At 33.3% G+C, this 13111-nt stretch carries 15 protein-coding genes; all 15 read left to right on the plus strand.

The window, feature by feature from the left end; translation table 11 throughout:
• Positions 1-40 precede the first annotated feature (40 nt).
• Positions 41-373, plus strand: a complete 333-nt coding sequence (locus HM986_RS05310; protein ID WP_020896365.1) for a PadR family transcriptional regulator — start codon at positions 41-43, stop codon at positions 371-373.
• A 47-nt stretch (positions 374-420) separates the two neighbouring features.
• Positions 421-1068, plus strand: coding sequence for a hypothetical protein (locus HM986_RS05315; protein ID WP_179334011.1), 648 nt, complete (start codon positions 421-423; stop codon positions 1066-1068).
• A gap of 3 nt (positions 1069-1071) precedes the next feature.
• Positions 1072-1791: a hypothetical protein gene (locus HM986_RS05320; RefSeq protein WP_179334012.1), complete on the plus strand. Its 720-nt coding sequence runs from the start codon at positions 1072-1074 to the stop codon at positions 1789-1791.
• The gene (locus HM986_RS05325; protein WP_179334013.1) at positions 1788-2477 is read left to right on the plus strand and encodes a hypothetical protein; all 690 of its coding nucleotides are present in this window, start codon (positions 1788-1790) and stop codon (positions 2475-2477) included. The genes HM986_RS05320 and HM986_RS05325 overlap by 4 nt, the downstream gene beginning before the upstream one ends.
• A 51-nt stretch (positions 2478-2528) precedes the next feature.
• The gene (locus tag HM986_RS05330; RefSeq protein ID WP_179334014.1) at positions 2529-4007 is read left to right on the plus strand and encodes a DUF5687 family protein; all 1479 of its coding nucleotides are present in this window, start codon (positions 2529-2531) and stop codon (positions 4005-4007) included.
• Between the two features lie 14 nt (positions 4008-4021).
• Positions 4022-4744 carry an ABC transporter ATP-binding protein gene (locus HM986_RS05335; RefSeq protein WP_179334015.1) on the plus strand — a complete coding sequence of 241 codons (723 nt, stop codon included), beginning with the start codon at positions 4022-4024 and terminating at the stop codon, positions 4742-4744.
• A 409-nt stretch (positions 4745-5153) separates the two neighbouring features.
• Positions 5154-7721 (plus strand): type IX secretion system periplasmic lipoprotein PorW/SprE, encoded by a 2568-nt coding sequence (porW, locus tag HM986_RS05340; protein ID WP_179334403.1) that lies wholly within the window; start codon positions 5154-5156, stop codon positions 7719-7721.
• A 17-nt stretch (positions 7722-7738) separates the two neighbouring features.
• Positions 7739-8176, plus strand: coding sequence for a bactofilin family protein (locus HM986_RS05345; protein WP_179334016.1), 438 nt, complete (start codon positions 7739-7741; stop codon positions 8174-8176).
• Positions 8160-8378 (plus strand): AtpZ/AtpI family protein, encoded by a 219-nt coding sequence (locus HM986_RS17805; RefSeq protein WP_317167324.1) that lies wholly within the window; start codon positions 8160-8162, stop codon positions 8376-8378. Before HM986_RS05345 ends, HM986_RS17805 begins: the two co-directional genes overlap by 17 nt.
• On the plus strand, positions 8371-8769 hold the full coding sequence (locus HM986_RS05355; protein ID WP_179334018.1) for a DUF6168 family protein: 399 nt from the start codon (positions 8371-8373) through the stop codon (positions 8767-8769). Before HM986_RS17805 ends, HM986_RS05355 begins: the two co-directional genes overlap by 8 nt.
• Before the next feature lie 81 nt (positions 8770-8850).
• On the plus strand, positions 8851-10023 hold the full coding sequence (gene atpB, locus HM986_RS05360; protein ID WP_179334019.1) for a F0F1 ATP synthase subunit A: 1173 nt from the start codon (positions 8851-8853) through the stop codon (positions 10021-10023).
• Positions 10024-10061: 38 nt separating this feature from the next.
• On the plus strand, positions 10062-10262 hold the full coding sequence (atpE, locus tag HM986_RS05365; protein ID WP_020896353.1) for an ATP synthase F0 subunit C: 201 nt from the start codon (positions 10062-10064) through the stop codon (positions 10260-10262).
• Between the two features lie 98 nt (positions 10263-10360).
• Complete coding sequence (locus tag HM986_RS05370; RefSeq protein ID WP_179334020.1) at positions 10361-10861, plus strand: F0F1 ATP synthase subunit B; 501 nt, start codon at positions 10361-10363, stop codon at positions 10859-10861.
• Positions 10862-10867: 6 nt separating this feature from the next.
• The gene (gene atpH / locus HM986_RS05375) at positions 10868-11404 is read left to right on the plus strand and encodes an ATP synthase F1 subunit delta (RefSeq protein ID WP_179334021.1); all 537 of its coding nucleotides are present in this window, start codon (positions 10868-10870) and stop codon (positions 11402-11404) included.
• Between the two features lie 55 nt (positions 11405-11459).
• Complete coding sequence (gene atpA, locus HM986_RS05380; protein ID WP_179334022.1) at positions 11460-13040, plus strand: F0F1 ATP synthase subunit alpha; 1581 nt, start codon at positions 11460-11462, stop codon at positions 13038-13040.
• Positions 13041-13111: the final 71 nt, after the last annotated feature.

The raw sequence follows: 13111 nt of genomic DNA on the forward strand, positions 1-13111 counted from the left end.
TTCTTATACATAAGAAAATTATGTATATATTTGTAGTACGATGAGCAATTCAAAACTATATAAAGGGAGTTTAACCACCATCATTTTAAAACTTTTAAATGAGAACGATAAAATGTATGGTTACGAAATTACCCAAAGGGTAAAGGAATTAACTAAAGGTGAACTAAAAATTACAGAAGGCGCATTATATCCTGCGTTACACAAATTAGAGGCTGAAGGTTTGTTAGATGTTGAGGTCGCAAAAGTAGATAACCGATTGCGTAAATATTATAAACTCACCGAAACAGGAACTAAAGAAACCGTTAATAAGCTTGAAGAATTAGCCGAGTATATTAAAACGATGCAAGCTTTAGTGAATCCAAAGCTAGCTTAGATCTGACCTTGCAGGTTTTAAAAACCTTGTAGATATTAAAACTTAAAATGAAACTGACCAAAGAACACATACAGTTTATAGATACGTATTTAGAGAATTCTGATGTGGTTTTTGCTGACATTAGAATAGAAATGGTAGATCATGTCGCCTCAGATATTGAAGATAGAATGCGGGCGAGTACGACTAACGATTTCTATAATGTGTTTAAAGGTTATATGGTTCAGAACAAGGCTCAACTTTTAAAAGAGAACAAACAGTTTTTAAAATCTGCCGATAGAAAAATTTGGAAGGCATTTTTAAAAGAAGTTTTAAATCCATTAACACTGCTGATTTTTTTAGCGTCTTTTGGCGGGTTTTACTTTTTGTATTTAAATTTCAATATAGAAACGTTTAGAATAGTGGTTTCTTATGTTCCGCTGATTGGGTTGTCAGGGTTTATTTTAACCTATGTCGTTTATCATAAAAGGAAAAATCTCAAACGATTTTCAGTGGTTGAACGTTTAGCTATGCCATTTTTGGTGTTTTATCAAATACCCAATATTATTTTTAATTTTAGCTACCAAGCTAAAGATTTAGCGACTGTACTTTGGATTCTCGGAATTGTAAGTATAGTTTTAACTTTAATGTTGGTCTTAGTTCGTGTTAGCATAAAATTATTTAAGAGTTACGAAAAGCGATATAAAACTCTAGTATAAGCAATGAAACTAACCAAAGAAGAAATACAATTCGTAGACAACTACCTCATTAAAAACGAGGTAAAATACTGGGATGTGCGTTTAGAATTGTTAGATCACATTGTTTCTGCGGTTGAAGATAAAATAACGAATGAAGGTGTATCTTTTAATGAAGCCTTACTCGATGTTCATAGAGGCTTTGGAAATCAGTGTATAGAATTTGGAGTTCCTAAGGGTAAAATATTTGAAAGTGGCTTATACCAAAGTAATATTGGGTTTAAGAAGTTTACAAAAAACAAGCAAAAAGAAATCAGTAGAAAAAATAGAAAACGGTATTGGGTGCTTTTAAAACAAACACTGTTGTCTTATAGCTTTATGTTAGAGTATCTTCTATTTGTTATGATGATATTTGTCTCTTATCAATACAAACCAAAAACAGCATTATTGGTGGCATTAATTACGCTGGCAATTCCAGAATTACTGAAATTTAAATATGTGTTTAGAAAAGGGGTTAGGCACTCATTAAACGCTAATATGGTGGGTTTGCTTAATTCTTCTTTTTTGTGCTTTCAAGGTGCTATTCTAAATTTTTATAAAGATGAGTTTACTTATAATGGCATCGTGGATTATAGATATATTATAGGCTTTTATGTCCTTATTTATCCTTTAACTAGAGTCAGTTTTATGCTTTATAAAGAAGTATTAAATACCACCAAAGAACGTTATCAGCTTTTAACATCATGAAACTAACCGAATCCCAAATACAAGACCTCTACGCTTTTACAAGACAACATTTTGTAGAGCACTACGACTTACAAACCGAACTCGTAGATCATTTAGCTAATGACATAGAAGCACAATGGCAAATTCAGCCCAAGCTCACTTTTGAAGACGCCAAAAACAAAGCCTTCAAAAAATTCGGTATTTTTGGTTTTATGGATGCCATTGATCAAAAAGCTAAAGCTATGAATAAGCGCTATATGCGTTACATGTGGACTGAACTTAAGAAATGGTTTGAGCTACCACAAATTATTTCAACTATTGCCTTGTTTTTATTGTTTTATATCACTTTTTCAACAGTGTATATAGCAACTTTAGCTTTAGTTTTCTTTGGAATTATAACAGTTTGGTGCACTTATAAAAGTATTCAGCTTAATAGCCAATTTAGACGTAGAAAGGAACTGTCTAACAAAAAATGGATGTTGGAAGAAATGATATATAAACAAGCCGGAAGTACCATGTTTATATTTATGTCTCAATTATTTAATGTGTATAAAATACCAGAGAATTACGGGGGTAACACTTATTTTTTAGTGCTTTTCTCATTAGCATTTACAGTTATCGCTTTGGTTAATTATATTAGCTTAGAAGTGATTCCAAACAAAGCTGAAAAACTACTAAATGAAACTTACCCAGAATTTAGTTTGTAACAAATTTTTATTTTTTAATACTTACAATGTAAATCAACCCATCATTACACTATGATAAAACACTTTCTCAATCTCGAGTGGAAACAATATTTTCGCTCGTCCTATTGGCAGAAAAATATAGCTATCAATATCTTAATGGTATTTTTTGCACTTTATTTTGTTGCTATGTTTTTAGGCTTAGGATTCAGCCTTCTTTTTCTTCTTAAAGAAATGTACCCTGATCAAGACCCGTTTGTTGCGGCTAATGGATTTCTGTTTTACTGGATTATTGGAGACTTACTAATGCGTTTCTTTTTACAAAAATTACCAGTAATGAGTGTGAAACCTTTATTGACACTTCCTATTAAACGATCTACTGTTATTAATTATGTGTTAGGAAAATCAGCATTGTCATTTTTTAATTTTTTACCATTATTTGCTATCATACCGTTTAGCATAATGCTTATGGGAGACGGTTATGTAGCTTCTGAAATCTTAATTTGGCTATTTGCATTGATCATTACAGTATTGATTATCAATTTTTTAAATTTTATAATCGAAGCTTTTTCAGCTGAATCAGAATTATCATTTCTACCTATAATGGTAGTGGTCAGTATTCTCTTTGGTTTAAATTATTTTGAAATTTTACCAATGACAACATTAATAGGAAGTGGGTTTTTAGCCATTGCGAATAATCCAATTCTTATTTTAATTCCAATCGCAATTTTGGTATTATGTTATGCGTTCAATTTTAAAACCTTAAAAAAGAAACTGTATTTAGATAGCTCATTAAAATCGAAAGTCACTGAAGTTAATGCTTCAGACTTATCATGGACAGAACGTTTTGGTGACATTGCGCCATTCATGAAGCTCGACTTAAAACTGATTTGGAGAAACAAACGTACCAAGTCTATGACATTTTTGTTGCTTATTGGTGTGCTTTACGGCTTGTTCTTTTATCCACAGCCGATGTATAAAGAAATGACTTTTATGTCTGCCTTTATAGGGATATTTTCTACGGGATTTTTTCTTATCAACTTCGGACAATTTATCCCAGCTTGGGATAGTGGTTATTACAAACTCTTAATGAGTCAAAATATTAAATACGAACAGTATTTGCGTTCAAAATTTATCTTAATGGTCATTAGTGTTGTGTTACTGTTTGTTTTAGGAATTCCATACGTGTATTTTGGGTATAAAATCCTAATCGCACATTTTGCCGCAGCCATCTATAATGTTGGCGTTAATACGCATGTGATACTTTGGGGAGGCTCTTTCAATAGAAAAAAGATAGAATTAGATAAGAAAGCAGCCTTTAATTATCAAGGTACTGGAGCAGTCCAATGGTTAATTGGTATACCATTAATGTTAGTGCCAATGGGATTATTTGGATTGGTAAACTGGCTTATTGGTTTTGCTGCAGCAATAGCTTTATTAATCGTTCTCGGAGTTTTAGGAATAGTTTTTCATAAGAAATTAATGAGAGGCATTACACAAAAATATCTCAATTCAAAATACAAAATGATTGACGCTTTTAGTCAAGATAACTAATAATACATCGCACCATGATATATACAAAAGACCTTTCAAAAACATATAACGGAACAACTGTTCTAAATATTGAAGAATTAAGCATTCCTAAAGGCCAAAGTTTTGGTTTGGTAGGAAATAATGGGGCCGGAAAAACAACCTATTTCAGTTTGCTGCTCGATTTAATAAAACCAACTACAGGAAACATTACTAGCAATAATGTTGTGGTAGATGAAAGTGAAGATTGGAAACCCTTTACATCGTCGTTTATTGACGAAAGCTTTTTAATAGGGTATTTAACCCCTGAAGAATATTTTTACTTTATTGGTGAATTGCGTGGGCAAAACAAAGCAGATGTAGATGCTTTAACATCAAAATTTGAAGATTTCTTCAATGGTGAAATTACAGGGAAGAAAAAATACCTTAGAGATTTAAGTAAAGGAAATCAAAAGAAAGCTGGTATTGTAGCGGCACTTATAGGTCAGCCAGAAGTGATTATTTTAGATGAACCTTTTGCTAATTTAGATCCAACAACACAAATTAGATTAAAACAAATTATAAAAGATTTAGCCGAAAAACAAGGAGTTACTGTTTTAGTGTCTAGTCACGATTTAACGCATGTAACGGATGTGTGTGAGCGTATTGTTGTGTTAGAAAAAGGAAATGTGATTAAAGATTTAGAAACCAACCCTGCAACTTTAAAAGAATTAGAGGCGCATTTTGGAAGCACAGCAAGAACATCCCTAGAAGAGGAATAAAAAAAGCAGATAAAAATCAGTAAAATGTATGTATTGTGGTAAGTTGTCAATGTCATTTGTGATTTGCGTATGATAGCAAAGTAGTATTCATTTTAGCAATAATTAAAATAGGCATGAAAATCATTTTCATGCCTATTTTTTTTATTCAAGAGTTGGTTTTTGCATTTCCGCTACGTGGCGAGAATATTATTTATCTCACAATTCCAAACAAACTACAATCAAGACTTTATTCTTCATTCTAACAGCGGGGCGGTTTAATATCTTCTAAAATTCAGCCTCAAATTCAAAAAGATCCTTATTTTTACCACATAACACACTAAACAGGGTGTTTTTAAGTTATCTATTAACCAAATAGAACCAACGTTTGAAAACCTATTATAAAATCATATTCTCTGCATGCTGCGTGGTGATGCTTACTCAAAGTTGTTCACGTAAAAAAGATAAATTCATTAACCGAAACTTCCATGCTATGGGCACAAAATATAATGTGCTTTACAATGGTAATATTGCACTAGAGCGGGGAAAAGATGAAGTTAATAATGAGTTCACAGAAAACTTCTGGGAACTGCTTCCTGTTGAAAGAATGAATGTCTCCGAAGATATTTTTCTACCAGGACAAACAAAAAATGCCGATTTTGAACGTGCTGAAGAGAAAGCTATAAAAGCGATTCAGGTACATGGAATGAATATTGACGGGAAAGAAAAAAATACGCAAATAGACGAAGCCTATTTGCTATTAGGTCAAGCCCGTTATTTCGATCAACGTTTTGTGCCGGCGATGGCTGCATTCAACAATATTTTAAATAAATACCCAACAAGCGATAAAATTAATCAGGTTAAAATCTGGCGTGAAAAAACGAGTATGCGTCTAGATAATGATGCAGGTGCAATAGAGAAACTGAAACGCTTATTAAGAGAAGAGGAAATTGAAGGACAAGATTTAGCAGATGCATCAGCAGCTTTGGCTCAAGCTTACCTTAATATAAAATCTAAAGACAGCGCATTAGCTCAGCTTACTATTGCTGCGGAAAACACTGAGGTTAAAAGAGAGAAGGCACGTTACCATTATATAAAAGGCCAATTGTATAATGAATTTGGAAAAAAGGACAGTGCAAATATAGAGTTCGATGCTATTATAGATATGCATCGTCAAATACCAAGATCTTTTTACATCAATGCACATATTGAGAAATCAAATAATTACGATGGGTTAAATGGTAATCAAATTGAGTTTGAAGAATACCTTACAGATTTAGAAGAGAATAGAGAAAACAGACCGTTTTTAGATAAAATCTATTATAGAATTGCAGAGTATCATCGCAGTAATACATCAGACAGTCTTTCTGAGGTATACTATAATAAATCGCTTAGAAAAATAACCTCAGATAAGTACTTAAGATCGCTCAATTATGAGACTTTAGGGAACATGTATTTTGATAGAAATATTTATAAAACGGCAGGTGCCTATTATGATAGTACAATGACGGCAATGGTTGTTAATAGTAAGCCATACCGAGTTATTAAAAGAAAGCGCGAAAACTTAGATGATGTAATATATTACGAAGGTATAGCGCAAACTAACGATAGTATTCTGAGAATGATTGGTCTTCCAAAATCGGAGCAATTAGCGATTTACACAAAATATACTGAAGAGCTTCGAATTAAAGCGGTAGAGGATCAGAAACAACGAGAGGAAGCCTTAAAAAACCAATCGGCAACAGCAGCACAATCACTCCAAAATAGTCAAGGGAATGTAAAAAACTTACGTACTCCGCCAGGCATTTCGGGGAAACTTCAAACAGTTACTTCAGCAAAAGGAGCGAGTAGTTTTTATTTCTACAACACAACTACTGTAGCATATGGTAAAAACGAATTTCTAAAACTTTGGGGAGATCGTAAACTTCAAGATAATTGGAGGCATTCTAGCCAACGCGCAGATATTGTAAATACTAAAAAAGATGATGATTTGGTCGCATCTTTAGTCGAAGATGAGCGTTTCAATCCAGAAACGTATTTATCATCTTTGCCAACTACTAAAGGTGAAATAGATAGTATTGCTACAGAGAGAAATTACGCGTATTATCAATTAGGAATTATCTACAAGGAAAAGTTTAAGGAATTTTTATTGTCAAAAAACAGGTTTGAAAAGCTTTTAGAAAATAGCCCTGAAGACCGATTGGTTTTACCTTCAAAATATAATCTGTATCGTATTTATATCGAATTAGGTTTAAATCAAAAGGCAGAGGCGATGAAAACTGCGATTATCCAAGGGTATCCTGAGTCTAGATATGCTGAAATTCTATTAAACCCGCAGTCTGAATTATCTAAGGATGAAAACAGTCCTGAAGCGATTTACACCAAACTTTATAAGCAATTTGAAAACGAGGAGTACGTTGACGTTATCACAGAAGCCGAAACACAGATTAAGCGCTTAGAAGGTGATGATTTTGTGCCTAAGTTCGAAATTCTAAAAGCATCAGCAAAAGGAAGGCTTTACGGTTTTGAAGCTTATAAAGAAGGGATTAACTATATAGCCTTGACCTATGCTAATACGGAAGAGGGGAGAAAAGCACAAGAAATTTTAAAAGATGCGATTCCTGTTTTGGCTAAAAAAGAATTTATTGCCGATGATGATGTCGATAAATTTAATGTAATCTTTCAATTTGAAAATAATTCGGGTGATGATATTGAAGCTTTTATTAAAACGTTAGATGAAGAGGTTGCTAAAGTAAACTACTTTAATCTTACTACATCAACAGACATTTATAATGAGAATACGACCTTTGTAGTGGTTCATGGTCTTAAAAGTATTAGTGGAGCAAGTGGATTTGGTGAATTACTAAAGGCAGGAGAAAAGGATAGTAGAGGACGAACAATAAAACCTAAAATTACCCGGCCATATTTTGCGATTTCTTCGCCAAATTATGCCATTATTCAACGACATAAAAACTTAAATGCGTATTTAGAGTTACAGTAATTTAAAACCAGATCATTATGTTTTCTCCAGACAGAAAAAAACAAAAAGACCAATCAACTATGGAAGCAACGACACAACAAAACATTATAGCACAAGGCACTAAAATTGTAGGTGACATCGCTAGCCAAGGGCCATTTAGAATCGACGGTACTATAGAGGGTAACGTTAAAACTTCGGGTAAAATAGTAGTTGGTAAATCGGGTTATATTAAAGGAACCTTACAAGGTGAAAATGCCGATTTTGAAGGTAAATTTTCAGGTAAGCTTATTCTCTCCGGTACATTGTCTTTAAAGTCCACAGCGCATATCGAAGGTGAAGTGCATATTAATAAGTTGGCTGTTGAGCCTGGTGCAACTTTTAATGCTACATGTAGCATGAAGGGGACAGTTAAGTCTTTGTCTAATGAGGCTGTTAAAGCACAACCTATACAAGCAGAAAGTGTCCAAAGCAAGTAAAGGTCCTAACAAGTTTATTAGGTTTACATCTGTTGCGTTTCAAATGGGAGGCACCATCTTTCTTGGAAATTATCTAGGGCAATGGTTAGATGTTAAGTTTAGTACAGATTACTTGGAAACCACCATAACGCTACTTTCTATATTTGTTTCAATGTATTTGGTGATTTCTCAAGTATTAAAAATGTCTAAAGACGATGATTAAATCTCTTGCTATATATATCGTATCATTTTCAATATTATTTTTAATTGTTCATTTTTCGCAAGATTATATACTTAGTGGAGTTAAGAATCAGATTCGGTTTAGTCTTTGGGACACTAATATGTTTTTAGCCGTGGCATCATTGATGATATGTGTTCATTTTCAATTTTTTTCCCTAATTAAAAGTTTAAAAACGCAACTCGGATTTATCTATTTGCCAACACTTTTTATAAAAGGTGTACTGTTTTATGTAGCGTTTAAAGATTCTGTTTTTAATATAGAAGTTTTAAATACTGCCGAAGAATTGAGTATTTTAATTCCATTACTCTTATTTCTAGGAATGGAGGTGTTTTTTGTCGTAAAAATTATATCTAAAATGGGGTTTAAATATTAGACTCAAAAAACATATTGTTATTTTAATAAATTGCGTACTTTTGCACGGAATTTGAGAAGAGGTTTTTTTTATTTTATTAGAATGAAGATAGTTCAACAAAGTTTTAAGTTTTTAGCATTAGCAGTTTTGATGTTTTTTTCATCATCTATTTCAGCATTCAATGTTGGTGGAGATGGAGGTCAAGTTTCTGGTAAACAAGAGGTAGAGGAGTATATAGTTCATCACCTTAAAGATTCTCACGATTTTAATTTGTTTTCGTATACCGATGATTCTGGTGAGCGTAAACATTTTGGTGTGGCGTTACCTGTAATTCTTTGGTCTTCTGAGGGATTAGTGACGTTTATGTCTTCTGAGTTTCACCATGATGATAACGGCCAAGTTGTCGTTGAAAAAGACGGTCTTAAGTTTACAAAGATTCACTCAAAAATCTACGAACTAGAAAAAGGAGCAGCAGCGGTTAGTTTTGATGCTGATCATCATGCAACGAATGCGTCTAAGGTTTTAGATTTTTCAATTACTAAAAGTGTCGTTGGAATCCTATTGATTGGGCTTTTAATGTTATTCTGGTTCTCTAGATTAGCAAAGCAATACAAGAAAAAACAAATTCCTACAGGTTTTGGTCGTATACTAGAGCCATTAGTACTTTACGTAAGAGACGAAATCGCAAGACCAAATATCGGAGAAAAGCACTACCGTAAATTTACAGGTTACCTATTAACAGTTTTCTTCTTTATATGGATATTAAACTTAGCAGGTTTAACACCATTAGGTTTTAACGTTACAGGTCAGTTAGCTGTTACAGCATGTTTAGCAATCTTTACGCTTATTATTTATACCGTAAGTGGTAATAAAGATTATTGGATGCATATTTTATGGATGCCAGGAGTACCAATTTTTGTAAAGCCAATATTAGCACTAATTGAATTAGTAGGTGCGTTTATTATTAAGCCATTCTCATTATTAGTACGTTTGTTTGCAAACATTTCTGCAGGGCATATTGTCTTAATGAGTTTAATTGCTATTATGTTTACACTTAAAGAATCTTTAGGTGTCGTTGGTGCAACAAGCTTATCTTTTGTATTATCATTTTTTCTTTTATTAATCGAATTATTAGTAGCGTTTTTACAAGCGTATATTTTTACAATGTTATCGGCTTTATTTATTGGTATGGCTGTAGCAGAACACGATCATGAGCACGATCATGATAATGAAATTACTTCGGACGTAGAAGACGTTAGAGGCGATTTTATTTAATAAGAATTTTTTTAATTTAATTTTATATATCAATTTTTATGGAACCAGTAACTTACAATTTAATTGGAGCAGGATTAATCGTAATCGGAGCAGGTATTGGACTTGGTCAAATCGGTGGTAAAGCAATGGAAGGTATTGCTCGTCAACCAGAAGCAGCAGGTAAAATCCAAACAGCGATGATTATTGTTGCAGCACTTTTAGAAGGTTTAGCATTTGGTGCTTTATTCTTAGGAAAATAAGAACCAATTCAAATTTACAAAAACACTATCCTGTAACGGTTGGTTACAGGGCGTGTTTTTAAATTAAAAAAAGAATAACACCTAATTAGTTAAATAGGATGGAAACATTATTAAACGATTTTTCACCAGGATTATTTGTAGTATCAACTATATTAATGTTAGCATTAATAGCATTGATGGTGAAGTTTGCATGGAAACCAATTCTTGCATCATTAAGCGAAAGAGAAGAAGGGATCCAAGGTGCTTTAGACGCAGCTGAAAAAGCAAAACGCGAAATGGCAAATCTTCAAGCAGATAATCAAAGATTATTGCAAGAAGCAAGATTAGAAAGAGAAACAATGCTTAAAGAAGCTCGTGAGCTTAAAAGCAAAATGATTGCAGATGCTGAAGCGGAAGCTAAAACGCAAGCAAATAAAATGATTGCACAAGCACAAGAAGCTATTACTAGTGAAAAGAAAGCAGCTATGGCAGAATTAAAAAGTCATGTTGCAGGTTTATCTATAGAAATCGCTGAAAAAGTAGTGCGTAACGAATTATCTAATAAAGACAAACAACTAGAATTAGTTGAGTCTATGTTAGGAGAAGCAACTTTAAACTAGTAAGAGATGTCAGGATCAAGAGCGGCAATACGATATGCTAAAGCGGTTTTAAGCTTAGCAACAGATCAAAAATCTGCTGAGGTAGTAAATAGTGATATGAAATCAATCACTAACGCTATCGCAGGGAGTGAAGATTTAAATCAAATGCTTCAAAGTCCTGTAGTAAGATCTTCGGATAAAAAAGCGGTATTATTAGCTGTCTTTAAAGATGCTAATGTAGCAACTACTAATTTATTCGATACTTTAATCACTAACAAAAGGTTAGCATTATTAAATGAGGTAGCTTCAAGTTATATACATTTATATGATGAATTAAGAGGGAGCCAAGTAGCAACTGTTACAACGGCAATTCCACTTACTGAAGATTTAAAGACTAAAGTATTAGCTAAGGTTAAAGAACTTACAGGAAAAGACGCAGAAGTAGAAAATATTATAGATGAGAGCATTTTAGGTGGTTTCATATTAAGAGTAGGAGATATTCAGTATAATGCTAGTGTTTCAAACAAACTCGATAAATTAAAAAGAGAATTTACATTAAATTAATATAGTTTTAGATAAGCCCTAAAGGCTAACAGCTAAAAGCTAAAGACTAAAAGAGATGGCAGAAGTAAAACCAGCTGAGATATCAGCAATCTTAAAACAACAACTTTCAGGTTTTGAAGCAGGTGCTTCATTAGACGAAGTAGGAACAGTATTAACTGTAGGTGATGGTATTGTACGTGCTTACGGATTAGCTAATGTGCAATATGGCGAATTAGTTGAATTTGATGGTGGTGCAGAAGGAATCGTACTTAACCTTGAAGAAGATAACGTCGGTATTGTATTGTTAGGGACTTCAGTAGGAATTAAAGAAGGTTCTACAGTTAAACGTACGGAACGTATCGCATCTGTAAAAGTAGGTGAAGGTATTGTTGGTCGTGTGGTTGATACTTTAGGAAATCCAATTGATGGTAAAGGACCAATAGCGGGTGAGACTTATGAGATGCCTTTAGAGCGTAAAGCTCCAGGTGTTATCTATAGAGAGCCAGTAACTGAACCATTACAAACAGGTATTAAAGCTATTGATGCTATGATCCCAGTTGGTAGAGGACAACGTGAGTTGGTAATTGGTGACAGACAGACTGGTAAGACAGCCGTTTGTATCGATGCAATCTTAAATCAAAAAGAATTTTACGATGCAGGTGAGCCTGTATATTGTATATATGTTGCTATTGGCCAAAAGGCTTCTACGGTAGCGTTAATCGCTAAAACTTTAGAAGAAAAAGGGGCTTTAGCATACACAACAATAGTAGCTGCAAATGCATCAGATCCTGCTGCAATGCAAGTTTATGCACCTTTTACAGGAGCATCTATTGGTGAGTATTTTAGAGATACTGGTAGACCAGCTTTAATTGTATTTGATGATTTATCAAAACAAGCTGTTGCTTACCGTGAGGTATCTTTATTATTAAGACGTCCACCAGGACGTGAAGCTTATCCTGGTGATGTATTTTATTTACACTCAAGATTATTAGAGCGTTCTGCAAAAATCATTAATAATGATGCTATTGCTAAAGAAATGAATGACCTTCCAGATGTTTTAAAACCTTTAGTTAAAGGTGGTGGTTCATTAACAGCATTGCCAATTATTGAAACACAAGCAGGTGACGTTTCAGCATATATCCCAACTAACGTGATTTCTATTACAGATGGTCAGATTTTCTTAGATGGTGATTTATTTAACTCTGGTGTTCGTCCAGCAATTAACGTGGGTATTTCTGTATCTCGTGTTGGTGGTAACGCTCAGATTAAATCAATGAAAAAAGTATCTGGTACATTAAAATTAGATCAAGCTCAGTACCGTGAATTAGAAGCGTTTGCTAAGTTTGGTTCAGATTTAGATGCGGTTACTTTAAACGTAATTAATAAAGGTAAGCGTAACGTTGAAATCTTAAAGCAGGCACAAAATGATCCTTTCAAAGTAGAAGATCAAGTAGCTATCATTTATGCAGGTTCTAAAAACCTGTTAAAAGATGTTCCTGTTGAGAAAGTAAAGGAATTTGAACGCGATTATTTAGAGTTCTTAAATGCAAAGCATAGAGAGACTCTAGATTTGCTAAAAGCAGGTAAATTAACTGACGAGGTTATTGATACACTTACAAGTGTAGCTAAAGATCTTTCAGGAAAGTACAGATCATAAAGTTATAAGTTTAGAGTTATAAATAAGTTTATTTATAACTCTAAATTTTAATTATTAAACTAATGTCACTC

The organism is Winogradskyella costae, from assembly GCF_013403865.1.
Taxonomy (GTDB): domain Bacteria; phylum Bacteroidota; class Bacteroidia; order Flavobacteriales; family Flavobacteriaceae; genus Winogradskyella; species Winogradskyella costae.

Bases quoted from the DNA above. Each gene is read 5' to 3' on its own strand.
- HM986_RS05310 (WP_020896365.1), top strand. From the start codon at position 41: ATGAGCAATTCAAAACTATATAAAGGGAGTTTAACCACCATCATTTTA.
- HM986_RS05315 (WP_179334011.1), top strand. From the start codon at position 421: ATGAAACTGACCAAAGAACACATACAGTTTATAGATACGTATTTAGAG.
- HM986_RS05320 (WP_179334012.1), top strand. From the start codon at position 1,072: ATGAAACTAACCAAAGAAGAAATACAATTCGTAGACAACTACCTCATT.
- HM986_RS05325 (WP_179334013.1), top strand. From the start codon at position 1,788: ATGAAACTAACCGAATCCCAAATACAAGACCTCTACGCTTTTACAAGA.
- HM986_RS05330 (WP_179334014.1), top strand. From the start codon at position 2,529: ATGATAAAACACTTTCTCAATCTCGAGTGGAAACAATATTTTCGCTCG.
- HM986_RS05335 (WP_179334015.1), top strand. From the start codon at position 4,022: ATGATATATACAAAAGACCTTTCAAAAACATATAACGGAACAACTGTT.
- porW (WP_179334403.1), top strand. From the start codon at position 5,154: ATGCTTACTCAAAGTTGTTCACGTAAAAAAGATAAATTCATTAACCGA.
- HM986_RS05345 (WP_179334016.1), top strand. From the start codon at position 7,739: ATGTTTTCTCCAGACAGAAAAAAACAAAAAGACCAATCAACTATGGAA.
- HM986_RS05355 (WP_179334018.1), top strand. From the start codon at position 8,371: ATGATTAAATCTCTTGCTATATATATCGTATCATTTTCAATATTATTT.
- atpB (WP_179334019.1), top strand. From the start codon at position 8,851: ATGAAGATAGTTCAACAAAGTTTTAAGTTTTTAGCATTAGCAGTTTTG.
- atpE (WP_020896353.1), top strand. From the start codon at position 10,062: ATGGAACCAGTAACTTACAATTTAATTGGAGCAGGATTAATCGTAATC.
- HM986_RS05370 (WP_179334020.1), top strand. From the start codon at position 10,361: ATGGAAACATTATTAAACGATTTTTCACCAGGATTATTTGTAGTATCA.
- atpH (WP_179334021.1), top strand. From the start codon at position 10,868: ATGTCAGGATCAAGAGCGGCAATACGATATGCTAAAGCGGTTTTAAGC.
- atpA (WP_179334022.1), top strand. From the start codon at position 11,460: ATGGCAGAAGTAAAACCAGCTGAGATATCAGCAATCTTAAAACAACAA.